Source organism: Parapedobacter sp., from assembly GCF_035556095.1.
Classification (GTDB): Bacteria; Bacteroidota; Bacteroidia; order Sphingobacteriales; family Sphingobacteriaceae; genus Parapedobacter.
Genome location: NZ_DATMFT010000011.1, coordinates 1 through 23,197, shown reverse-complemented (window position 1 = coordinate 23,197; position 23,197 = coordinate 1). Strand labels below are relative to the sequence as shown.

Genomic DNA, 23,197 nt, shown 5'->3' with positions numbered 1-23,197 from the left:
GTATTTCTTTAAATTATTCTTTGTTGGAATCTACAACGAGTCGTTTGTCGCGGTTAGCGATTTCCCATGCGGTATGGAAGACCAGTCGGACCCGCTTTGCAAGCATCTCGAAGTTGATTTTATCTACCGTGTCTGCCGGAGTATGGTAGTCGGGATGCAAGCCGCTGAAGTAAAAAATCACCGGGATGCCATGTTTAGCAAAGTTATACTGGTCTGAACGGTAGTAGATACGCATGGGATCTTTCGGATCGTCGTACATATAATCCAGCTCCATGTGCGTATACTCGGCATTGGCATTTTCGTTGATGACCTTCAGTTCGGAGCTCAATTTATCCGACCCGATGGCGTGCACGTAGTTATGGTTGCCACGGAGATGCTCGTCGTCGATGCGGCCGATCATATCGGTGTTGAGGTTAACGACCGTATTTTCCAACGGGAATACCGGATGGCGCGAGTAGTAGTTGGATCCCAATAGCCCTTTTTCTTCGGCCGTGACGGCCATGAAGAGGATACTCCGCCGTGGGCCGTGACCTTCGGCCTTTGCTTTGGCAAAGGCGCGGGCAAGTTCCAATATGCCCGTGGTGCCCGACCCGTTGTCGTCTGCGCCGAAGTATATCGTGCCGTTCTGGTTGCCCTCATGGTCGTAGTGCGCAGTAAGCACCAGCAGCTCATTTTTGAGGTCTGTGCCTTCGAGGTATCCCAGTACGTTATCGGATGTAAACGGCTCGGTGACCGACCCAAATGTTGTCTTTATTCGAGCCTTATAGGTCTTGCTCTGGCTTTTTTGGGTCTCATCGATACGCTTGGTCAGTTCACTGACGGAGGTGTTGGATCGTGCCAGGATCAGATCGGCCATTTCCGGGCTAATGTTGGCCACGGGTGCCCGGTCGGAAGCAGCACTATTGGTTGTGCCTTCATCCAACGCAATACGGGGTTGGGTGAGGCGGTTCCCGAATTGCTCAAGCGTTTCTTCCACCGAGTTAGAGATAGCGATAATGAGTTTCGGATTTCTCGAAGTGATGTTTTGGAGGCGTTTGGTACGGGAAGTTGCCCATTCTGATTCTTTGGTGGTGCCTGTGATGAGGGAATTTCCCTGGGCATCTTTGGGTTCACCATCACTAATCACCAATACAACTTTGCCGCTGATATCGACTCCGTTCAAATCGTCATACTTCGCGTCGCTAATGCCGTAGCCAATGAAGACGATTTCTTTGGCATTGACAGTGGTCTCGGGGCCGCCTCCTACGAAATAGAAATCTTGACCGTTGGCAAATGATTTGCCATCGATGGTGAATTCATTGACATCAAATTTTGTACGTACCAGTTTAACCGGCTGGAAATATGAACCGTCTACCGGCCCAGCTAACCCAAGTCGCTTAAACTCATCTGCGATGTATTCCGCGGCTTTCTCTCCTCCCGGTTCGCCGGTCCCGCGGCCTTCGAATTCGGCCGAAGCAAGCGTGGAGAGGTGTGCTTTAGCTGTTTCGGGCGTGATTTCAGCCGCATATTTCAGCTGAACCGGATCTTGGGCCATAATGCATCCGCAAAAGGCCGGAATGAGGAGTAATGATAATAAATGCTTCATGGTGCTTTTATTTTGAGACTCTAGACAACAGACACTTGACTTACGACTCAACACGACATTTTATTCACGCGGTTGGCATGCCTGCCGCCTTCGAAATCGGTGGTGAGGAATTTGTCGATGATGTCTTTTGCGAGGTCCACTTCGATGAAGCGGGCCGGAATACACACAATATTAGCGTCGTTATGTTGCCGGGCGAGGACGGCCAATTCCTCCTGCCAGCAAATTGCGGCACGGATGTTTTGATGCTTATTAGCTGTTATGGCTACACCATTGGCACTGCCGCATATCAATATGCCCCGGTCAAATTCGCCACGTTCTATCGCCTCAGCCACGGGATGCGCGAAATCCGGATAATCTACTGAATCGGTGGTATGGGTGCCAAAATCTTTTACCGTATAGCCTGCATCCTTTAAAACGTTTAGCAACTCGGCCTTATAGGTAAAGCCGGCATGATCACCGCCGATGGCAATCGTGTGTGGTGTCGTCATAGTTAATCCTGTTGTTTTTCTTCTCCTTGTTTTTCCTTGTTGTAAAAATCGGCATCAGCTTTCATCCGTTTCTTGTGCACCCGTGACGCAACGACGATACTCAATTCATAGAGTATAAACATGGGGAAGCTAACGGTGAGCATCGTGATGATATCGGGGGTTGGTGTGATAATTGCAGCGATAATCAGGATAACCACAACGGCGTATTGACGCGACTTCCGCATGAACTGGGGGGTCATGATGCCCAGTTTCGAAAGGATGAAAATAACGATCGGTAGCTCGAAAATGATACCGCACCCCAGCGTGAGCGTGGCTACGAACGAAAGGTAGTTCTGTACGGTGATGGTGTTTGCAATGTCGCCGCTGATGGAGTAATTGGCCAAGAAGTTCATCGCCAGTGGTACCACGACGAAGTAGCCGAACAGCACACCCAAAACGAAGAGGAGACTCGCGTAAAACACGAAGCCGCTGGCGGATTTCCGTTCGATATCGGTTAGCGCGGGTTTGATGAAAAGCCATACCTCGTACAAGAGGTAGGGGAAGCCCAACATCACCGCAATGATCAATGAGGAGTTGATCTGAAGGATAAACTGCCCCGCCATTTGGGTGTTTATGATGGTGCCCGGCACTTCGGTAACGCAAAAATCCGGCGTATTGAGCCAGTCCGCAATCCGGCACATCACACGATAGGTCCAGAAGTTTGCGTCTTTTGGCCCCATGATGACGTCGTCAAAAATAAAATCGTAAAATGAAAAAGCGACGACCATGAAAACAATCACTGCGATAGCCGACCGGATAAGGTGCCAGCGTAGCACCTCCAAGTGGTCGAAGAATGACATCTCGGCTTCGAGGGTTTTGCCTTTATTTTTGAGGGTCTCTACGAGTTTTTTACCGGATAATTTGCTCATGTTGTTATAATAAAGCAAAAATACCATTCTATTTGATAAGAATGGTATTTTAAAGGGATGTTGTTACATTTATTTATTCACTCAAATCAAAGGTATCCATAAACTTGGTCGTGAAGTTGCCTGCCCTGAAATTCGGGTCGCGCATCAGGCGCAAATGCAATGGAATGGTTGTTTTGATTCCTTCGATGATAAATTCGCTTAGTGCCCGCTCCATGGTTGAGATCGCCTCCTCGCGGGTCTGGGCCACACAGATAAGTTTGGCAATCATGGAATCGTAATTGGGTGGAATGACGTAGCCCGAGTAGGCGTGCGTATCCACCCGTACGCCGTGGCCGCCGGGCGAGTGGAAATTGGTAATTTTACCGGGCGAGGGCCTGAAGCCGTGAAATGGATCTTCGGCATTGATACGGCACTCGATGGCATGCATGGTGGGCTCGTAGCTGTTGCCCGAAATGGGGATACCCGCAGCCACCTTGATCTGTTCCTTGATGAGGTCGAAATTGATTACCTCTTCGGTAACGGGGTGTTCCACCTGGATGCGGGTATTCATTTCCATGAAATAGAAATTGCGGTGTTTATCCACGAGGAACTCGATGGTACCCGCTCCCTCGTAGTTGACCGCCTTGGCACCCTTGATGGCCGCATCGCCCATAGCGTGGCGTAGCTCGGGGGTGATAAAAGGAGAGGGTGCCTCCTCGATGAGCTTCTGGTGGCGCCGTTGGATGGAGCAATCGCGCTCGGAAAGGTGGCAAACAGTGCCGAATTGGTCGCCCACCACCTGAATTTCGATGTGCCGGGGATCTTCCACGAATTTCTCGAGATAGATGCCGTCGTTGCCGAAAGCAGCTCCCGCCTCTTGACGCGCCGAATCCCAAGCTGGTTCAAACTCTTCATCCTTCCAGACGATGCGCATTCCCCGCCCGCCGCCGCCGGCTGTGGCCTTGAGGATGACCGGATAGCCAATTTCATTGGCAATAGCTATTCCTTCTTTTACGTCGTTTACGAGCCCATCCGAGCCGGGGATTGTAGGTACCCCGGCATTCTTCATGGTCTCCTTAGCGGAAGCCTTGTCACCCATCTGCTCGATTTGCTCTGCCGTGGCACCGATGAACTTGATGCCATATTGGTTGCAGATGGACGAAAAACGGGCGTTTTCAGATAAAAAACCGTAGCCAGGATGTATCGCGTCCGCGTTGGTGAGCTCCGCAGCTGAAATGATATTGGGTATATTCAGGTACGAATCTTTGCTTGGGGGAGGGCCTATGCATACGGCCTCATCGGCAAAACGTACATGTAGGCTGTCGCGGTCGGCAGTGGAATACACCGCTACGCTTTTGATGCCCATTTCACGGCAGGTGCGGATGATGCGCAACGCAATTTCTCCTCGGTTTGCTATTAGTATTTTTTTGAACATGAATGTCTAACTATCTTCGGTAGTGTGTGGTCGTTAGTGTGCAAAATGCAGTGTATGGAACGGATATAGTGAAATAGCACTATTTCGGTTCAACCAAGAACAACGGCTGGTCGTACTCCACCGGCTGTGCGTCGTCGACCAGTATCTTAACAATTTTGCCCGACACCTCCGATTCGATCTCGTTGAAAAGCTTCATGGCTTCTACGATACAGACCACCTTGCCAGTGCTAACCTCATCACCGACATTCACAAATACCGGTTTGTCTGGCGATGGTGATCGATAGAATGTGCCGATCATCGGCGACTTGATGGTCACGTAGTTCGATGTATCTTCCGCTTTGGGTACTTCGGCCTTGGGGGCTTCGGGTGCGGGAGCCGCCGAAGCAGCCGCTGGTAATGGCGCCGGTGCTGCGGTTGGTACAGTTGCGGTAACGTAAGTAGGTGCCTGGTTTGTCTTTATGGTGATCTTGAAATCTTCCTCTTCAATAGCTACCTCGTTCACCCCTGACTTCGCCACAAACTTAATCAGGTCTTGAATCTGTTTGATATCCATGCTCATTGTTTTGTAGGTTTAATGGACGCCTTCATACTGTTATTTCTAAAGGTGCCCTAATAAAGAATCAAAAATATTAGCTAATCTATTATATAACAAATAAAATCGGTATTTATTGTTCCTCAATCACCATACGCCCATTTTAAGAACACGGAGCCCCATGTGAATCCCCCTCCAAACGCCGCAAGTATGAGGTTATCGCCTTTTTTCAGTCGGCTTTCCCATTCCCACAAGCAGAGCGGGATGGTGCCAGCGGTGGTATTTCCATAGCGTTCGATATTGACCATCACCTTCTCGTCGTTAAGCCCCATGCGGTCTGCCGTGGCGTCGATAATGCGCTTATTGGCTTGATGGGGAACGAGCCATGCGACATCATCGGCTGTAAGGTTGTTGCGGTCCATGATTTCCGCGGCCACATCTGCCATGCTAGTCACCGCAAATTTGAACACGGTACGGCCTTCTTGGTACGCATAATGCAGGTCAGCGTCTACCGTAGCGTGTGAGGCGGGCATTAGTGATCCACCGGCTTTGATGTTGAGGTAAGGGCAACCTGAACCGTCGCTCTTAAGGATGGCGTCCATCACGCCAAGTCCTTCTTCATTCGGTTCGAGCAGTACCGCGCCACAACCATCACCAAAAATGATGCAGGTGGCACGATCCTTATAGTTGATAATGGACGACATTTTGTCGCCGCCTACCACCAGCACTTTTTTGTGTGTGCCCGCTTCGATAAACTGCGCGCCGGTGGTTAAACCGTAGATAAAACCCGAGCAAGCGGCTTGCAAATCAAACCCCCAAGCATTTACCGCACCGACTTTATCGGCCAGGATGTTAGCCGTGGCCGGGAACGGCATGTCTGGCGTAACCGTGCAAAAGATAATCAGGTCAATCTCGTCTGCACCGATACCCCGCTTTTCCAGTAAGCCATTCACTGCAGGTACAGCCATGTCGGAGGTCGCCTTGCCTTCGCCTTTCAGGATACGCCGTTCCTTGATGCCCGTACGAGTGGTGATCCACTCATCGTTCGTGTCGACCATCGTTTCGAGTTCCTGGTTGGTAAGGATATAATCAGGTACGTACCCGTGTACAGCCGTTACGGCAGCATGAATTTTTGACATATAGCAAATTAATTGAAAGCCCGTTTTATTCGTTCGATGATGTCGGAGTCAATCATGTTTTTAGACAATAGGACCATGTTTTTTATGGCTTCTGGACTAGAAATGCCATGCCCGATGATAACGGGCGCATTGACCCCCAGGATGGGGCTGCCGCCGTATTGCTCGTAATTGAATCGGTCGAAAAACGCATCTTTGAATCCTTTCTTCCGCGTGAGAACATAAAATGACTCTGCAAGTTTGAGCACGATATTGCCTACAAAACCATCGCACACCATCACATCGGCCTTTTCGTCAAAGAGCTCGCGGCCTTCCACGTTGCCGACAAAATTGATGTGTTTGTTTTCCGTTAGTAGGGGGTAGGCTGCCAGCGTGAGCGCATTGCCTTTTTCGGCTTCTTCGCCGATGTTGACCAAGCCGACCGTGGGCTTTTCGATGCCGTACACGTGTTCGGAAAAAAGGCTGCCCAACAGTCCAAACTGGGGGAGCATTTCCGGTTTGCAGTCGGCATTAGCGCCTACGTCGAGGAGGATGCCGAAGCCACTTTTGATTTTCGGTACATTGGTGGCTATAGCTGGACGGATGACGCCGGGCACAGTTTTTACACTCAATACCGCTCCAACCAGCATGGCGCCGGTATTCCCTGCCGAAGCAAAAGAATCAATTGCGCCCTCCTTGAGTAGTTGAAACCCGCGGCTGATGCTAGAATCGGGCTTTTGGGCAATGGCTTTAGTCGGGTGTTCGCCCATGCCGATCCGGTCGGGGGCGTGTACATATTCAAAAAAAGCAGGATTTCCCCCTGCTTGTTCGATGCGTTGCTTAGCGATATCTTGGTCGCCGATGAGTACGATCTTTTCCGCTTCCGAAAGCTGTTTGGCTGCTAAAATAGCACCTTGTACGGTTGCTTCCGGGGCAAAGTCGCCACCCAATATATCTAAACCAATCTTCATTCGTTAGTGTCGCTGAATCCGATAAGACGCAAAAACACCCCAAAGTAACGCATAAAAAATCAGTTACGCGTTATGGGATGTTCGATTTTTTTGAAAGATCAATTTAGGCGGAAGCAGTGTTCTCGACAATCAGTTTACCGTTGTAATAAAGGTTGCCATCTACCAAATACGCACGGTGTGGCAAGTGTACAGCACCTGTTTCCTTGCACGTTACCAAGGTGGGGCGTTCTGCTTTATAATGTGTCCTTCTTTTGTCTCTCCGTGATTTGGAGACCTTACGTTTTGGATGTGCCATCTCGTATTATTCTTATAGTTATTTGCTTATTGTTATTCGTTAATTCCTCTTTATCATATCGTCGATCCGCCGAATTGTCAACTATCAGCTGTCAATTATACTTGATCTTCTTAAGTGCATCCCAACGGGGATCCGGTTGCTTTTCTTCCTTTTGCTCCTGTATTGGTGTCAGGTCGTTCAACTTCGCCAGCACCGTCTCATCGCAGGTGATATTGTCGCCCTGCTCGCTGCACTTGATATAGTGCGGTATCGCCACGTTGATGTATTCATACAGTAGCCCCGCCACGTCCAGCTCATGCTCATGTTTAGCCAGTACGATGATTTCTTCCGAGTTTTCAGCAGCGCCTTCATCCGTGAATTTGACAATCAGCCTTTCTTCGATATCGGTCTTTGCCGGGAAAGGCGACAAACACACATCGCACGTGAGCATTACTGAACCCGTGATGTGGAACTTCAAAATCATCATGGTCTCCTGTTTAAGCAGGTTTACATGAGCTTTCAGTTTGCCATCCTTTACGATGGAATAATCATAGCAATCAAAGAACGCCTTGTCAATATCAAACTCAAAGTCGTGCGTGCCCAAGCTCAGCCCCGTGAAGGGAATCCGGTATTGCTTCAAATAATTCACCACCTCACAATTGAGCCCGCAAAGGTAAATATAAATTATAAGATATGAAAGTTTTTTGTCGGTAACCGGAACGCTCCGGCCACAGATCGGTCGGACGATTCAATCAGAACCCATGCTTATTCACCGTAGTAATTCTTTCCGATCTCAATGCGTTCGCGGCCATTCTCCAGTCGCCAGTGGTTCGTGTCACGCAGGGAGTAAGCGCAACCACAATATTCCTGCATGTAAAATTGCTCCCGCTTGCTGATGTCAAGCATGCGCGACGATCCTCCCTTCTTGCGCCAATTGAATGTCCAATACGTGATGCCTGGATAATGGCCCGCCGCACGCTCGCCGCAATCGTTAATCTGCTCAAAGTTCTTCCAGCGCGAAATGCCCAGCGAACTGGTGATGACCGGGAATCCGTTTTCATGGGCGTACAACGCGGTGCGCTCAAAACGCATATCGAAGCACATCGTACAGCGGATGCCGCGCTCCGGCTCGTGTTCCATGCCTTTCGCACGGGCAAACCAATTGTCTACGTCGTAGTCGGCGTCCACAAAGGGAATCCCATGCTGCTCTGCAAAGCGGATGTTTTCATCTTTGCGCAGGTCGTACTCCTTGCGTGGATGGATGTTGGGGTTGTAAAAGTAGATTGTAAAATCGATGTCGGACGCAATCAACGCTTCCATCACCTCGCCCGAGCAGGGTGCGCAGCACGAATGCAGCAATAGTTTGTTATTGCCATCGGGCAATGCTAGTTTTTCGCGTTTGAACCCCGTGTTATCCATATCGCAACAACGTTAGTGAAACGGCAAAATTAGTGAATTTTCTTTACATTTCCGCTATAGCAATTGTCGCTCAGTGGCAGAGGGGAAACCGATAAAGTTGCTTTTATATACAACTTTATCTAAGTTTGCACAAAACTCCGTTGGATGAAGAAATCGTTTGGTTTTTCATTGATAGCATTTGGTGCATTGCTGGCCCTCAGTGGGTGCATGCGCAACGATGATGAGCCGGAATATCCAAAACGGCCGATTGCTCGGTTGTATGTCTCGATTGAGGATTATCAGACGAATGCTTCGAAAGATGATATCGACAACGTCGTACTCATAGACCCTGCGGATACTTCGGAAATGTACATGGCGTTGAATCACGATTCCGAAGCGGTTGGCGGCGCGGGTATCCACTTTAGCCCTTTTGTAAGCCGGCTATTCCAAGCGGGTTATAGCGATACGACCATCCGGATAATGACCGTAGGCAACCTCGGTAATTTGGGTAATTCGGGAAGTATCGGAAACGCTTTGTTGCGGCAGATGCGCGGCATTGCGTACCACCATCCCACACAGCTGCTGTACGTGGCAAGCTTAGCCTCTCCCGCCACGATTTACGGCTTCTATCAACCGATGAACCGTAACGGATTTACCCGACCGGATCGGGTATTACGATTAGGCCCGGAAATAAGTCCCTGGAGTGTGTTGCTATGGAACGATAGTTTGCTGGTGTCTAATTCGGGAGACAACGGCGGTGTTTCACTCTATGGGAACCTTTCCCAAGTTGACTCGTTGGCACCTAATTTCCAAGCGCTTTCCACCGTCCGTATCGAAGGTGCGACCGCTATCCGGGGGATTGCATTCGTCGATTCGTTGGATCTGTTGGTCGCGGCAGACTACGGTACCGTGGAGGGCACTAATCGCGTCGCCAACGGAAAAGTGTACATTATTGAAGGGATCAAGGCGCATCTTGCCAATCCATCCGCTACCGTATCACCCACCCGTACCATCAGTGGCACATTAACCGGCTTGACCGGGCCGGTAGACGTTGCCATAGACCCCAGGGGTGGTGCCAGCAGGCGCACCGTCTTTGTTGCCGACCGCGACGCGCATACCATTTCGAGGTTTCCGCTATCGGCCAGTGGAAATGCGGCCCCAGAGGGGGTGGTTAAATTAGACGTGCCTGAAAATGAACGCCGCCCATTTGGAATTTATTTTGACGTGCGGGGCAATGTGGAGTAGAAGTAACCGACAGCCTAATCTAGTAAATCCAGCATCCGGTTGATTTCGTCGGTCTTGGCCGCATTGCCAGCTTGCGAATAAGAAGTCGTCAGGTTACGTAGTACCCGCGTGATGATATCGACGTTGCTGCATGGCAATACAAAATCGTCGTTGGGGGCGAGATTGAGTTGCTTAAGGAACGCGACCACATCATGCCGTCCGAATATTTGCCCCCTATTGAACGCATTGATGTAGAACAAAATGCCATCCTTGTTTTCCACAGGTGTGTGGTCTTCCGTGTAGGCTAATATGAAATGCTTCGGCAAATTGACACCATATATCGGAATGTCGAGCTTCTGGGCCACGATACTATATATACAGGCCAGTAAGATGGGGTTACCTTTGTGGGTTTCCAGTACCTGTCCCACATATGAGTTCTGCGGGTCGTGGTAATTGCTCGTATTGCCCGAAAAGCCGTGAACATTGTATAGGATGTTGTTGAGTAGACGCACTTTCTCGACCGCACTCATGCTGTAAATCATATCCAACCAAGCATCGCGTTTGATGGCTTCGATTTGGTTGATGATTTTCTGCTCATCGACATCGGGGTACTGGTATTTGTTGACGATAATCAACCCCTGGAGCAGATCGAAAGAACCGCTCAGTTTCCAGAGTTCCAGCTCTTGCAATACATCTTCAAACTGTATCTTATGGATGAGGTTCTCGATGCGGGTTTGCAGCATCACGTCGAACGATTGGCCCCAAACCATCTCTAACCGGCCGATTACTTCCGGCCCCATCATGATGAGCTTCTGCTCGACATGTTGGAACACCTCGGCATCCGGGTCATCCAACAATTTAATCAACGAATCTATTTCTTTCTCGTTCATCTATGACAAACTTAGGGATAATAGCTATGATATGCAATACATTGTATTGAATATGACACGATTTTTATATGTGTTGTAAGGGTAGATCGTTATGAAGTTGTCAATGTATCTAAATGGAAGTAACTTTGGCCAAAAGCGAAACAGTGGCACATTCCGGTCCCGAGGTAGCCTTCGAGGAGGCATTTAAAAGTAATTTCAAGGCATTGCATGCCTACGCGCATACCGTGCTCCAAGACGAGTTGATGGCTGAGGAGATCGTTCAAACGGTATTTTTGAAACTTTGGGAAAACCGCGACCGGATGTCGATCCACACCTCCCTCCGGGCATACCTTTACAAGTCGGTGTATAACGAAAGTTTGAACTATCTGAAACACAAGAAAGTGCAACGTAAATACATGGAGGAAGCGATGGTGGAACACAGGCAGAGGCAAGCTGACGAAGTCGTTGGCGACGGTGAGTTGCGGCGTCAGCTGCATGCCGCGTTGCAGCGGTTGCCCGAGAAGTGCCGCACCGTATTCCAACTGAGCCGCTTCGAAGAATTACGATACCAAGAGATCGCCGACCGGCTGGATATTTCGGTGAAAACCGTGGAAGCCCACATGGGGAAGGCCCTGAAGCTACTAAGGATGCGCTTGGCAGACTTCCTGCCGCTGCTGATTATTTTACTACCTAATCTATGCTGTTATGGATGATGTATTGTTGACTAAATACTTGCTGAACGAGGTCAGCGAAGAGGAAGCCAGGACGGTGCGCCATTGGATTGCTGCACATCCTGATAATGGGCGCTATTATTCCCATATCCAACTGTTGTGGGATGCCAGCCAGTCGCTTGCTGTCGAAAGCGACGTTGACGAGCACGAGGCGTGGGAGCGTTTTGTACAGCGTAGGGAAGGCGCGGGTGCCGCATCGGGGGTACCCGCAAGAAAGCCGATTGACAGCAAGATGGGCTGGATACGGGTTGCTGCGATGCTCGTCATGGGATTGATGGCTGCCCTTGTCGGTTATTACCTCATGAGCGTAGACCGCACCGGTAACCGGCTCTTAGGAGCGGTACACGAAACAACCGACGCGGTAAGCACGGATACGTTGGCGGATGGGTCGGTCATCACATTAAGCAAGTATGCGTCGTTGCATTTTTCCCAAGGGATGTTTCAGCAGAAGCGGGCGGTAGAACTCCATAACGGGTCGGTATTTTTTGAGGTGGCACCCGATCGGGAAAAACCTTTTGTCATCCAGTCCGGGGATGTGACCGTTACCGTACTGGGCACCTCGTTCCATGTAATGCGAAATGGCGACGAAACGACGGTTATCGTCGAATCGGGAAAGGTGAAGGTTGCGGGTCTCGATAAGGCCGTGGAGTTGGAAGCCCGCCAGCAGGTGACCATCAATACCGCTACCCGACGCTTTGAAGAGCGTACGGTGATTGGCGTGCTCGACCATACGCCGCTATGGCGTATTGCTGAAATGCTGGAAGATGCGTATCATGTGGAAATCATCATAGACAACGATGCTATCCGCAACTTGCCAATGACGACCACCCTGCATCGGGGTGCACTGGACGAGACGCTCCTTGTCATCACAGAAACCTTGGGTATAACCGCTACACGGCAAGGTGATCAGGTCGTTTTCAAGTAGCGAGCGCATGCAGTTTAGCCGTTTTGCTTATATCGTCTTTCTCAATGGCCTGATCGTTGCGGGGATGCTGCTAAAGGGGACTAATTGCGTAGCCCAATCGTATTTGACACGCGAAATCACCGTAAACGGTGCGGTTGTCGAATCCGTGGGCGATTTGCTGGATTCGATCAGCAGGCGCCAGGGATTCTATTTTTCGTACAATAGCGAAGTGGTGAAAACAGGCAGACAGGTAAGCATGCCCCATTACCGAGGGGCATTGCTCGGCTTTCTCGAACAATTGCTCGGTCCGGATTATGTATTCAAAGAAAGCCCCGGATACGTCATCATCCGCTATGCTCCCCGGCTGATCGATCTCACGGTACGCGTGGAGCAACGGCGCGGCAGGCCGCTGGTGGTGGAAGGGCAGGTGAGGGATGCCAACGACGGTACGGTGATTAGCCAAGCCAGCATCTATGAACGCAACGTGCTTGTCTCCACGCTCTCGGGGCCAACCGGGAGCTTTAAACTATCGTTTCGGCGGCCCAACGAGACGATATGGCTTACGGTTAGCAAAGAAAATTACCGGGATACCACCGTAGCCCTGTTGCTGCCCGTAGACGTCGGTTCGAAAACGGCAGCGCGACGTTATTGGTTCTTTCCAGAAAATGACGGCCAGGGGTTGGATGAAACGGCACTGGGACGATTTTTCACCAATTCGAAACAACGGATCCAACGGATTAACCTTGATGGATTCTTCGCATATAATGCCTATCAGCTATCCCTCACACCGAGGATAAGCTCACAAGGGTTATTCAATAGCCAAGTGGTAAACCAGGTTTCATTGAACATCATCGGTGGACACACGGCCGGTGTGAACGGTGTTGAAGTGGGTGGGGTATTCAATGTCAACCAGCAGGATGCCCGTTACTTTCAAACCGCCGGTTTATTCAATTTAGTGGGCGGCAGCGTGCGGGGTGTACAGGTGGCCGGGGCATCCAACATGGTGGTTAGGGAGGTCTTGGGTATGCAAGTGGCCGGGGTGAGCAACCGTGCCGCTGATGTAGGTGGTGCTCAGTTATCGGGCGTGTTCAATGCCGCCGCGGATGTATGGGGATTCCAAATGGCCGGTATCGCCAATGTTGCCGGCCGGGTACGGGGTGTCCAGTTGGCCGGACTGGTCAATATCGCCGATAGTAGCGATTATCCCATCGGATTAGTCAATCTGGTAAAAAACGGCAGCCGAAACATGGGAGTAGGGTTCGGAGAGGCCGGCATGGCGCTGTTGACATTCCGCTCGGGGGGACGGGCGCTGTATGGACTGCTGGGCGCCGGTTATGGTTTTGATGGCAGCATACTGCGGTATGGTTTGGAAACGGGGTTAGGGGGACATCTGGTAACAGCGGGGATGTTTGGGTTAGATGCAGAGTTTGTTAACGTGATTCGCACTGACTTCAAGAAAAACAGCAGTACGTCGCAGTTCGCCGCACGGCTACTACCCCGGCTCCGTATCGGTCGCGGTTGGGGCATAGTGGCGGGTCCGGCGTTAACCTACCGTCATAGGGATGGCGAACGCGGGCACGCCAAAACACTGAAGGCTGGCTTATATGGCGGTCTTTTGTACGGTTGGTAAGTACATATAAAAAGCAACGTGCGGCAATCGGCAGTTTATGCTATTTTTGCTGGCATGGGTCGCTTACGCTTTTATTTCGAGTGGTTGGTGCATTTCTTGTCGGCAAATTCCAGGCATGGCACCCATTCACCGTTCGTTTACCAATTGGTGGATGAGGTGGTTTATGCTGACCGCCGACCGGGGGAGCCAAGTGACAAGGTCGAACGGTTGACCACCCGGCTCATCGATCGGTTCCAACCCCATACGGTATATAAGCTAAGTGGTGGTCAGCACCTCCCCTCCTCGCTCGATTTCGTGATAATTGACGGTGGGGGTCATGAAAAGTTGGCTGCTCAAATCGAAGCACTGTGGCCGCGGCTCCATCCCAGGAGTGTATTGGTATTGTCGGGTTTCCATCGCCACGACAATGCAAAAGCGTTATGGCGTTCCATAAAAGCCAAACCTAATGTAACGGTCACCATCGATTTGTTTTGGGTGGGATTGGTGTTTTTCCATTCAGGGCAATGCAAGGAGGATTTTAAGATCAGATTTTGAAAGGGGGCTGGTTGAGGCCGGTTCGACACTCGTCCGAGACTGCTTCGCTACGTGAAGACGGTTCAACCGCGGTGTGTCCGCGCTAAAAGCACGTAGTATCACATAAAACGTGGACTCGACGTGGACTCACCGTGCTCACAGGGTGCAGGCATAGCGAACCACTGTCGAACCGTTGGCAAACAAGTGACAAACCACTGGTGAACAAGTGTCGAACCAGTGTCATTACCGGTTTTCCATTTTCATAATGACGCTTCGACAACGCATTTCGAAATTTACATCGCGCACCGAAGCCTATTTTTGACAATCGTAAAAATAAACAAATATTTGATATACAATATATTATATTACTACTTTAGCCCTATTTTTCATCAATAAAACAGGATAATGGGAAAGATAGAAGACGGTTATATCCGCGGAATGGTCGGCTCCGTGATCAGCCGGAGGGTCGGCAATTTGAATGTGTTGCAAGGGCATCCAAAATTCGGGATAAAACAAACCGAAGCCACGAAGGCCGCGGGGATAGATTTCGGCACAGCCAGTCGTTGCGCGCGGCTGATCCGGCATAAGCTTTGGGCGCTGATCCTGGATAAACAGGATAGTGGAATGATCAATAGGCTGAATGCACAGGTGCTGCGGTCCATGCGGGCCAACCGGGGCCAGCAGGCGGGAGCCATGAAGCTCGCTGCAGGGAAATTGCACCGGTTGGTCGATTTTCAGTTCAATGCCAAATCCCATTTGCAGGACTACCTGTTTGTGGATGTCGAAGTCGAATGCTCACCCGCAAAGGGATTGGATATCCGTATTCCGGCTTTTCATTCGGAGGACGATTTGCGGTGGTCTGGCGACATGACGCATTGCCGTATCCAACTCAGGGCATCTGCTTTTGATTTTGAAAAAGGCACATCGAAGGCAATCGGCAGCAAGGAACACATCATTTCGTTACGCACGAGGGAAAAGGACGTGCCGGAGCACCATTGGCATTTCGATGTGTCCGAACCTGCGGGTACCGTCATCATCGTGGGGCTTTCCCTGGAATTCATGTACAACATGGGGTCCCGTTTCCATCTGCTGAACAATAAAGACTTGCATCCCTCCGCTATTGTAGGCGCTTTTGTGGTGTAATATCGGCTGACGATTCGCCATATCAGGGGTTTTCTTAACGTATTGCCACTTTACTGGTTTCATTGGGGCAACAAAATGTTTGTGAATTGTGCCGTCGGATTTTTTTTTAGAAAAAATCAGAACTATAAAAAAAAATAGCCATAATTGTAGCTGGAAAGTCACTTAAACAAAGTCCTCGGGGAAGATGGGTTTAAGCAATGAAAGAAGAGGTTGATGGAGATGGTGATTCAACAAATTTGCCAATACTGAAAAGAACGAAAAGAGAGCACTACCGCCTATGAATTCTACAATACTCCAATTTGGTATCACCACTTCTTTTGCATTCGCTTATCCATTTGGGTGCGGCAGCTATTTAGATTTTCCGGCGCTTGTAGCCTGATACGATGAAGAATATCGTGCAGTTTACCGGGCTTTCGGGCGTTGGTAAAACAACATTGGCTGTCCTAGCAGGCGATTGGCTGGCAGTGCGGGGTTACAACGTCGCGGTGCTGGACGGTGATGAGCTTCGGAAAACGCTTTCTGCCGATCTGGGATTCAGTAAAGCAGACCGGCTCGAACACCTTCGGCGACTGGCGTGCCTGGCCAATGAAACCGATGCCGACATCGTTTTACTTGCTGTCATTAACCCTTATCAAGCGGGCCGTTCTTATTTCAGGGAAATATGTGGCGCCCATTTAGTGTGGCTTAAATGCGCATTGGATGTACTTCGGGAAAGGGATACGAAGGGACTTTACGCGCGGGCATCACTGCCGGAGGGCCACCCCGATCGGTTAACGAACCTCACCGGCGTAAGCGACCCGTACGAAGAGCCCATCGATGCCGATCTGGTCATCGATACCGGAACGGACACGCTCGAAAATTCAGCGACTAAATTGGTCACCTACCTGATGTCGGTGCTGGACGATACCTTGGCGATTAGAGAACTTACCGAAACGCTACCAACATGAAACAGCTACACTTTATATCGGGCTTGCCGCGGTCGGGATCAACGCTGTTGTCGGGTATACTCACCCAGAATCCCGATGTGCACGCCGCAATGAGCAGCCCGGTGGCTTCCTTGATCAACGGTTGCCTCGAACAGATCGGCGCCGGCAGCGAGTTTTACTCGTTTTTCGACGAGCAGAAAAGAAAGGCGATTTGCTCTGCGTTGTTTGACGCCTATTACCAGGATAATCCCAAAGAAATCATTTTCGATACCAACCGCCTGTGGACGGCCCGCATGCACCAGTTGGTCGAGTTGTTTGACGATTTTAAGATCGTTTGCCTCGTGCGCGACCCCGCATGGATTATGGACAGCTTCGAAAAAATCTACCGGAAAAACCCGTTCGATTACAGTCGGATGTTTTCCCCGGGCAACCGGGCAACCGTATATACCCGTTGCGAGAGCCTGCTGAACGGTGTGGTGGGCATCGCACTCACCGCACTCAAAGAAGCGTTTTACGGGGAGTATGCGGATCGGCTACTGTTGGTGGATTACGAGCTATTGGCCCGTTTTCCCGAAAAGACCTTGAAACTGATTTATGAGTTTACGGGGGTGGAACCGTATCGGCACGACTTCGACAACATCGACTATTCGCACGACGAATTTGATTATACATTGGGTGTGAAAGGCCTGCATACGGTAGGCCGCAAAGTCGAATTCAAGCAGCGGCGGTCCATCCTGCCGCCGGACTTATTCCAAAAATACAGCGAAATGGCGTTCTGGAAGGATACGGCAGGAAGCGACGCGCATGTCATTGCACCGAAAGAAAATAACCTACAACAAACAACCGGATAAAAATAAACTTACGACGATGAGTTTGACCAACCTTACGATGAAAAGCAAAAAATTCAGTACAGCCTTGATGCAACTGGCCATGGTGGCCAGTCCGCTTTCGCTTAGTGCAGCCGCTTCGGCGTATTATAGCGGCCGGCGGGGTGCATACGGCTCGGGCAATAATAAAACCTACCTCGTTGACCCAGCGTTGGCTGGGGTATCAAAAAGCGCGTTTAACTATAGTAAGGTGCATCCGGGGGCCGTATCGGTACAGCCGATTTCGGAGGGGGCGGATCTCGCTATCCGTACAGCTTCCGTCCGCGAGCTGCTGATTGTCGATCGGAACATCAGGGACTATCGGCAGTTTAGCAGATTAGTGAAGCCGGGCGTGGAGTTGGTGGAAATACCGCAGGGTGTGGACGGTTTGGAATTCCTGTTGCAAACATTGGCACAATACCAACACCTGAATGCCGTACACCTCTTCTCACATGCCCAAGCGGGCGAACTGTTGTTGGGTAATACATCGGTAAATGGCCGTGTGCTCAGAGGCCATCCCGGGTTTGTGGAGGTGGTAAACGGAGCCGTCAAAGTAGGTGGCGACTTTATGTTGTATGGCTGCGAGCTGGCCAAAGGAGAAGCAGGGGAAGAATTTCTGGAGATCATCAAAGGTAACACCCATGTGGATGTGGCTGCTTCGGATAACCTGACGGGGAATGTGGCTTTCGATGGTGATTGGGAATTGGAAATCCAGAAAGGAGATATCGAGACGAAGCCATTGGCCAATTCCGTGGCGATGAAGGATTTTACGGAGGTGTTGCAAACGGTGACGTTTGAACCGTCAAGTTGGTCCGTCGTGGAGCTAGGAGCTTCCGATCGGCGCTTCAGGACGAACGGCGTAAATGATCCAACTGCACCAAATTTTGATGCTCAAGTCAGTCAAGGTGGAAAAACGCTTAAAATTGACGGGGAATATAATAGTACTGGGTTTTTATCTGACAACCCTGGATATGGCATAACCGTAGGCCGTTCAGAAAAAAGCGTAACCCTTAGTTTTACCGATGGTAGCGTATTTAAACCAGTCTCTATAGAAATTTATGCATATCAAGGGGATTTGGCTACCATTACAACGGATAATGGTGGCAGCATCAGTACCAATATTCTTCACAATCATCAGGTTGGTTATAGCACACAGACATTTGATCTTGGTTCCCTTCCTCCTGGAGCAACCTCATTAACTATTACCAATAACTCTTGGGGACCCTTTGAGACGAACGGTCCATCCGGCGCTGGCTTTCAGTTCGGCATTAGAAAAATAACGTTTGAAGATATTGGCCCGGCAGCACCCGCTAATGCCGCCCCGGTAAACACGGTTCTCCCAACTATCGCAGGAGGGGCTACCGTGGGCAATGCGCTTTCCGGCAGCTCAGGCACTTGGACAGATGACGACGACGATGACCTCATTTACAGCTACCAGTGGTACCGTGCGGATGACAACAGCGGTACCAACCTGGCGCTGATCGCCGGTGCCACCGGTGCCAGCTACACGCTGACCACCAGCGATGCACATAAATACCTGCGCGTGGAGGTGACGGCCAACGACGGCAACGGCGGCACGCAAACCGCCGCTTCGGCTTATACCGGGGTAACCAACTCGGCACCGGTCAACAATGTGGCGCCGAGTGTCAGTGGCACCGCCACCGTTGGCAATACGCTATCTACGACGAACGGCAGCTGGACGGACGCGGACGGTGACGGCCGCACGTACAGTTACCAGTGGTACCGCGCGGATGACAACAGCGGCACCAACCTGGCGCTGATTGCCGGGGCTACCAGCGCCAGCTACACGCTGACCACCAGTGATGCACATAAATACCTGCGGGTGGTGGTGACGGCCAATGACGGCCGTGGCGGTACCCAGACAGCGACCTCCGCGTACACGGCGGTAACCAACTCAGCGCCGGTGAACAGCGTGGCGCCGAGTGTCAGTGGCACCGCTACCGTTGGCAATACGCTCAGCACGACGAACGGCAGCTGGACGGATGCCGACGGAGACGGCCGGACGTACACATACCAGTGGTACCGTGCGGATGACAACAGCGGCACTAACCTGGCGCTGATCGCCGGTGCCACCGGTGCCAGCTACACGCTGACCACCAGCGATGCACATAAATACCTGCGGGTGGTGGTGACGGCCAGCGACGGCAACGGCGGCACGCAAACCGCCGCCTCGGCTTATACGGCAGTAAACGGTGCGCCCACGGCAACTAACCTGACGCAGTCGAAAGCCGCTACCGAAGGCGGTAGCGCTGTGGCATTGGATGATATCGTGGTGACGGATGTGGATGCTGGTGAGATGGTTACTGCAATGCTCACATTGAGCAACGCAGCGGCTGGATCGCTGAGCACGGGTACATTCGGTTCGGCTACTTCGACCTTCAACGCGGGTACGGGCGTATGGACGGTAAGCGGCTCGGTGGCCGACGTGAACGCGGCACTGGCAGCGGTGGCTTTTACACCATCAGCCGACAACGACCAGAATTTTACCATCACTACGCATATCGAAGATGCGGCGGGTACAGGGCCTGCTGATGGAACAATCAGTGTGACGGTGACACCGGTAAACGATGCGCCGGAGGCGACCAGCATGACGCAGTCGAAAGCTGTTACGGAAGGCGGTGGCGCGGTGGCATTGGATGACATCGTGGTGACCGACCGAGATATGGGCGAGACGATCACCGCGGCGCTGACCTTGAGCAACCCGGCGGCGGGTACGCTGAGCACGGGTACCTATGGCTCGGCTACGTCAACATACGATGCTCCCACGGGCCTATGGACGGTTACCGGTTCGGTGGCCGACGTGAACGCGGCACTGGCAGCGGTGGCCTTCACGCCATCAGCCGACAACGACCAGAACTTTACGATAACGACCCGCATCCGCGATGCCGCAAATACGGGTCCTGCTGATAGTACCATCAGTGTCACGGTTACTGCGGTGAATGATGCGCCTGTGATAACCGTGCCCGCTACCATTGATGTGGATGAGGACGTGCCATCGGCGCTTACGGGCATCAGCTTCAGCGATGTGGATGCGGGTAGCGGGAGTGTTACCGCGACATTAACTGTCCCGAGCGGCTCACTGGCAGCGGCCAGCAGCGGCAGTGTTACCGTTGGGGGTACCAGCAGTGCCCTGACATTGAGCGGAACAATCGCAAACATCAATGCTTTTATAGCTTCGGGCAGCGTGGCATACGCCACTGTGCTGAACGAGACGGACGATGTAACGCTTACAGTAACCATCAATGATGGCGGTAACACCGGAACGGGTGGGGCCAAGGAGGATGCTGCAACGACCACGTTGCAGGTTGCTGCAGTGAACGATGCGCCGGTGAATACGGTTCCTGGCGGCCAGACGGTCGACCAGGGCGGGGTACTGGTATTCAGTGCGGCCAACAGCAATGCCATTTCGGTAGCCGATGTTGATGCCGGGGGAGGCATCATACAGGTCACGCTGACCGCCGCCAATGGCCTGCTGACATTATCGGGTACCACGGGACTGACGTTCTCTGCAGGCGACGGAACAGATGACGGGACGATGGCCTTCGAGGGTACCATCGCAGACATCAACCTGGCGCTTGCGGGACTGGAGTTCGCCCCGACAGGTGGCTACAACGGCCCGGCCAGCCTACAGATCATCTCGGACGACAACGGCCTTTCGGGCGCGGGCGGAACACGGACCGATACGGACGAAATCAGCATCACCGTGAACTCCATCAGCCCGACAGTGAATACGACGGGTTCGCTTAGCCCGGACGGGACCTATAAAATCGGCGATGAGGTTATCCTCATTGTGACCTTCGACCAGACCGTCACGGTGGATGAATCGGGTGGATCACCGGCACTTTTGTTGGAAACAGGCGATACGGACCGGGAGGCAGTTTACGATTCTGGCTCTGGTTCCAATACACTGGCTTTTACCTACACCGTTGAGGCGGGCGACCATAGTGCCGACCTGGATTATGCATCCACGGCTGCACTGGCATTGAATGGCGCGACCATTCGGAATACGGCCGCTGATGATGCGGTATTGACGTTGCCTGCAGTGGGCGGATCCAACTCGATCGCTGGTCAGCACGGTATCGTGATCGACGGAGTTGCCCCGGCGGCGCCATCGCGGCCGCTGTTATACGCAGACGATGATACCGGCACATCGGGTTCGGACCATATCACGAATGTGGTAGCCCCAAGATTTACAGGAACAGCGGAAGTGGGTTCAACCGTGAGATTGTACGATACAGATGGTGTCACCGAGTTAGGGCAGGCTGTTGCCACAGATGGCAACTGGACAATCACCAGCGACGTGCTCACTGAGGACACGCACACGCTTACGGCCATAGCCACGGATGCGGCGGGCAATCCGGGAGAAGCATCAGCCGAACGGATTGTTGTTATAGATATTACGGCCCCGGCAAAGCCGGCCGTACCGGATCTGGCGCCGGCCTCGGACAGCGGTGAAAGCAATACGGATAACATCACAAACCTTACTGATCTCACCCTACAGGGCGCCGTCGGCTCGGTGGAGGCCAACACGGCGCTCCACGCGCGCTCCGCACTGGATGGCGGATTGACGGGCGGTACGGCCAACGCCGATGGCAGCTGGAGTTTTGACGTATTGGCACTCGCCGAGGGTACACATGAGCTACAGATCAACGCTACCGATGCTGCGGGCAATACCAGCGTATATTCCGATGCGGTGACGGTTGTAATCGATGCCACTGCCCCCGACGGCCATAGCGTAGGCTTTGACGACGATGCCATCAATGCCACCGAAGCTGCTTCGATCGGCTTCTCTTTCAGAGACGCGGAAGTGGGTACAGGCTATAGTTATACGATTGCGAGCAGCGGCGGCGGCACGCCGGTGACGGGTAACGGTACGATTGCGACAACCACCGATCCGATAAGCGGCATTGACGTGAGCGGCCTTTCGGACGGTACGCTGACGCTATCGGTGATGGTGATGGATGCTGCGGGAAACAGTGCCAGTGCGGTGACGGATGCTGCGATACTTGATCGGGTGGTTCCTGAGGTGGAAGGCGTTGAGAGCGGTGAATACTATAAGGAGGATGTAACGCCCACTTTCGATGAAGGCACCGCGCTGCTGAACGGCAATCCCTATGTTTCGGGTACGCCGATTACGGCCGAAGGCGGTTACAAGCTGGTGGTTACGGGTGCAGTGGGCAACATGACGGTTGTGGCCTTTACCATCGACAAGACCGTCCCTGAGGTTATAGGCGTTGTGAGCGGTGAATACTACAACGAAGATGTAACGCCCACTTTCGATGAAGGCACCGCGTTGCTGAACGGCAATCCCTATGTTTCGGGTACACCGATTACCGCTGAAGGTGGTTACAAGCTGGTGGTTACGGACGCTGCGGGTAATATGACGGTGGTGGCCTTTACTATTGACAAGACCGTTCCTGAAATCACGGGCGTAGATGACGGCGCGTCCTATAATACGGACGTGACCCCGGCATTCAACGAAGGCACGGCGACGCTCAACGGCGAGGCATTCACTCCAGGTACGGTGGTTACCGATGAGGATGAGTATACACTGGTGGTCACGGATGCCGCTGGCAACGCGGATACGGTGATGTTTACGATTGACAGAACGTTACCGGAGATCACGGGTGTGGAAGATGGGGCGTTCTACAGGGATGATGTGGTCGTTACGTTCAACGAGGGCAA

Annotated in this window: 20 protein-coding genes; 9 read left to right on the top strand and 11 right to left on the bottom strand. The window is 51.9% G+C overall.

Going from position 1 to position 23,197, the window contains the following annotated elements:
• Window positions 1-13: 13 nt before the first annotated feature.
• The 10 genes from VNQ80_RS04915 to VNQ80_RS04870 form a co-directional block, all read right to left on the bottom strand.
• A complete protein-coding gene (locus VNQ80_RS04915; RefSeq protein ID WP_325636340.1) occupies window positions 14-1,585 on the bottom strand; it encodes a M28 family peptidase in 1,572 nt (523 codons plus the stop codon).
• Window positions 1,586-1,632: 47 nt separating this feature from the next.
• The gene (gene rpiB / locus VNQ80_RS04910; protein WP_325636339.1) at window positions 1,633-2,073 is read right to left on the bottom strand and encodes a ribose 5-phosphate isomerase B; all 441 of its coding nucleotides are present in this window, start codon (window positions 2,071-2,073) and stop codon (window positions 1,633-1,635) included.
• 2 nt (window positions 2,074-2,075) lie between these two features.
• Window positions 2,076-2,981, bottom strand: a complete 906-nt coding sequence (gene tatC / locus VNQ80_RS04905; RefSeq protein WP_325636338.1) for a twin-arginine translocase subunit TatC — start codon at window positions 2,979-2,981, stop codon at window positions 2,076-2,078.
• Between the two features lie 73 nt (window positions 2,982-3,054).
• Window positions 3,055-4,395, bottom strand: coding sequence for an acetyl-CoA carboxylase biotin carboxylase subunit (gene accC, locus VNQ80_RS04900; RefSeq protein WP_325636337.1), 1,341 nt, complete (start codon window positions 4,393-4,395; stop codon window positions 3,055-3,057).
• Window positions 4,396-4,474: 79 nt separating this feature from the next.
• Window positions 4,475-4,954: an acetyl-CoA carboxylase biotin carboxyl carrier protein gene (accB, locus tag VNQ80_RS04895; RefSeq protein WP_325636336.1), complete on the bottom strand. Its 480-nt coding sequence runs from the start codon at window positions 4,952-4,954 to the stop codon at window positions 4,475-4,477.
• 116 nt (window positions 4,955-5,070) lie between these two features.
• Entirely contained in the window at window positions 5,071-6,066 is a 996-nt protein-coding gene (locus tag VNQ80_RS04890; protein ID WP_325636335.1) for a beta-ketoacyl-ACP synthase III, read from the bottom strand.
• Between the two features lie 8 nt (window positions 6,067-6,074).
• Window positions 6,075-7,013 (bottom strand): phosphate acyltransferase PlsX, encoded by a 939-nt coding sequence (gene plsX / locus VNQ80_RS04885; protein WP_325636334.1) that lies wholly within the window; start codon window positions 7,011-7,013, stop codon window positions 6,075-6,077.
• Between the two features lie 103 nt (window positions 7,014-7,116).
• The gene (gene rpmF / locus VNQ80_RS04880) at window positions 7,117-7,308 is read right to left on the bottom strand and encodes a 50S ribosomal protein L32 (protein ID WP_325636333.1); all 192 of its coding nucleotides are present in this window, start codon (window positions 7,306-7,308) and stop codon (window positions 7,117-7,119) included.
• Between the two features lie 91 nt (window positions 7,309-7,399).
• Entirely contained in the window at window positions 7,400-7,936 is a 537-nt protein-coding gene (locus VNQ80_RS04875; RefSeq protein ID WP_325636332.1) for a DUF177 domain-containing protein, read from the bottom strand.
• A gap of 116 nt (window positions 7,937-8,052) precedes the next feature.
• A complete protein-coding gene (locus tag VNQ80_RS04870) occupies window positions 8,053-8,706 on the bottom strand; it encodes an epoxyqueuosine reductase QueH (protein ID WP_325636331.1) in 654 nt (217 codons plus the stop codon).
• Between the two features lie 144 nt (window positions 8,707-8,850).
• Here VNQ80_RS04870 and VNQ80_RS04865 point away from each other — a divergent pair, with 144 nt between their 5' ends.
• A complete protein-coding gene (locus tag VNQ80_RS04865) occupies window positions 8,851-9,930 on the top strand; it encodes a hypothetical protein (RefSeq protein ID WP_325636330.1) in 1,080 nt (359 codons plus the stop codon).
• 14 nt (window positions 9,931-9,944) lie between these two features.
• On the opposite strand, the gene VNQ80_RS04860 is transcribed toward VNQ80_RS04865, so the two are convergent.
• Window positions 9,945-10,799 carry a transglutaminase-like domain-containing protein gene (locus VNQ80_RS04860; RefSeq protein ID WP_325636329.1) on the bottom strand — a complete coding sequence of 285 codons (855 nt, stop codon included), beginning with the start codon at window positions 10,797-10,799 and terminating at the stop codon, window positions 9,945-9,947.
• Between the two features lie 113 nt (window positions 10,800-10,912).
• Between VNQ80_RS04860 and VNQ80_RS04855 the strand changes: the two genes are divergently transcribed.
• The 8 genes from VNQ80_RS04855 to VNQ80_RS04820 all read left to right on the top strand — a co-directional run.
• Complete coding sequence (locus tag VNQ80_RS04855) at window positions 10,913-11,491, top strand: RNA polymerase sigma-70 factor (RefSeq protein WP_325636328.1); 579 nt, start codon at window positions 10,913-10,915, stop codon at window positions 11,489-11,491.
• The gene (locus VNQ80_RS04850; protein WP_325636327.1) at window positions 11,484-12,434 is read left to right on the top strand and encodes a FecR domain-containing protein; all 951 of its coding nucleotides are present in this window, start codon (window positions 11,484-11,486) and stop codon (window positions 12,432-12,434) included. The genes VNQ80_RS04855 and VNQ80_RS04850 overlap by 8 nt, the downstream gene beginning before the upstream one ends.
• 7 nt (window positions 12,435-12,441) lie before the next feature.
• The gene (locus VNQ80_RS04845; protein WP_325636326.1) at window positions 12,442-14,043 is read left to right on the top strand and encodes a hypothetical protein; all 1,602 of its coding nucleotides are present in this window, start codon (window positions 12,442-12,444) and stop codon (window positions 14,041-14,043) included.
• A 54-nt stretch (window positions 14,044-14,097) separates the two neighbouring features.
• Window positions 14,098-14,577 carry a hypothetical protein gene (locus tag VNQ80_RS04840; protein ID WP_325636325.1) on the top strand — a complete coding sequence of 160 codons (480 nt, stop codon included), beginning with the start codon at window positions 14,098-14,100 and terminating at the stop codon, window positions 14,575-14,577.
• Between the two features lie 384 nt (window positions 14,578-14,961).
• Window positions 14,962-15,699: a hypothetical protein gene (locus VNQ80_RS04835; RefSeq protein ID WP_325636324.1), complete on the top strand. Its 738-nt coding sequence runs from the start codon at window positions 14,962-14,964 to the stop codon at window positions 15,697-15,699.
• A gap of 383 nt (window positions 15,700-16,082) precedes the next feature.
• Entirely contained in the window at window positions 16,083-16,646 is a 564-nt protein-coding gene (locus tag VNQ80_RS04830) for an adenylyl-sulfate kinase (RefSeq protein WP_325636323.1), read from the top strand.
• Entirely contained in the window at window positions 16,643-17,476 is an 834-nt protein-coding gene (locus tag VNQ80_RS04825) for a sulfotransferase (protein ID WP_325636322.1), read from the top strand. The genes VNQ80_RS04830 and VNQ80_RS04825 overlap by 4 nt, the downstream gene beginning before the upstream one ends.
• 16 nt (window positions 17,477-17,492) lie before the next feature.
• A partial coding sequence (locus VNQ80_RS04820; RefSeq protein ID WP_325636321.1) for a DUF4347 domain-containing protein occupies window positions 17,493-23,197 on the top strand: 5,705 nt, incomplete at its 3' end.

What these genes read in the sequence shown, in the direction of transcription:
- VNQ80_RS04915 (WP_325636340.1), bottom strand. Translation starts at nt 1,585, where the DNA reads ATGAAGCATTTATTATCATTACTCCTCATTCCGGCCTTTTGCGGATGC.
- rpiB (WP_325636339.1), bottom strand. Translation starts at nt 2,073, where the DNA reads ATGACGACACCACACACGATTGCCATCGGCGGTGATCATGCCGGCTTT.
- tatC (WP_325636338.1), bottom strand. Translation starts at nt 2,981, where the DNA reads ATGAGCAAATTATCCGGTAAAAAACTCGTAGAGACCCTCAAAAATAAA.
- accC (WP_325636337.1), bottom strand. Translation starts at nt 4,395, where the DNA reads ATGTTCAAAAAAATACTAATAGCAAACCGAGGAGAAATTGCGTTGCGC.
- accB (WP_325636336.1), bottom strand. Translation starts at nt 4,954, where the DNA reads ATGAGCATGGATATCAAACAGATTCAAGACCTGATTAAGTTTGTGGCG.
- VNQ80_RS04890 (WP_325636335.1), bottom strand. Translation starts at nt 6,066, where the DNA reads ATGTCAAAAATTCATGCTGCCGTAACGGCTGTACACGGGTACGTACCT.
- plsX (WP_325636334.1), bottom strand. Translation starts at nt 7,013, where the DNA reads ATGAAGATTGGTTTAGATATATTGGGTGGCGACTTTGCCCCGGAAGCA.
- rpmF (WP_325636333.1), bottom strand. Translation starts at nt 7,308, where the DNA reads ATGGCACATCCAAAACGTAAGGTCTCCAAATCACGGAGAGACAAAAGA.
- VNQ80_RS04870 (WP_325636331.1), bottom strand. Translation starts at nt 8,706, where the DNA reads ATGGATAACACGGGGTTCAAACGCGAAAAACTAGCATTGCCCGATGGC.
- VNQ80_RS04865 (WP_325636330.1), top strand. Translation starts at nt 8,851, where the DNA reads ATGAAGAAATCGTTTGGTTTTTCATTGATAGCATTTGGTGCATTGCTG.
- VNQ80_RS04860 (WP_325636329.1), bottom strand. Translation starts at nt 10,799, where the DNA reads ATGAACGAGAAAGAAATAGATTCGTTGATTAAATTGTTGGATGACCCG.
- VNQ80_RS04855 (WP_325636328.1), top strand. Translation starts at nt 10,913, where the DNA reads ATGGAAGTAACTTTGGCCAAAAGCGAAACAGTGGCACATTCCGGTCCC.
- VNQ80_RS04850 (WP_325636327.1), top strand. Translation starts at nt 11,484, where the DNA reads ATGGATGATGTATTGTTGACTAAATACTTGCTGAACGAGGTCAGCGAA.
- VNQ80_RS04845 (WP_325636326.1), top strand. Translation starts at nt 12,442, where the DNA reads ATGCAGTTTAGCCGTTTTGCTTATATCGTCTTTCTCAATGGCCTGATC.
- VNQ80_RS04840 (WP_325636325.1), top strand. Translation starts at nt 14,098, where the DNA reads ATGGGTCGCTTACGCTTTTATTTCGAGTGGTTGGTGCATTTCTTGTCG.
- VNQ80_RS04835 (WP_325636324.1), top strand. Translation starts at nt 14,962, where the DNA reads ATGGGAAAGATAGAAGACGGTTATATCCGCGGAATGGTCGGCTCCGTG.
- VNQ80_RS04830 (WP_325636323.1), top strand. Translation starts at nt 16,083, where the DNA reads ATGAAGAATATCGTGCAGTTTACCGGGCTTTCGGGCGTTGGTAAAACA.
- VNQ80_RS04825 (WP_325636322.1), top strand. Translation starts at nt 16,643, where the DNA reads ATGAAACAGCTACACTTTATATCGGGCTTGCCGCGGTCGGGATCAACG.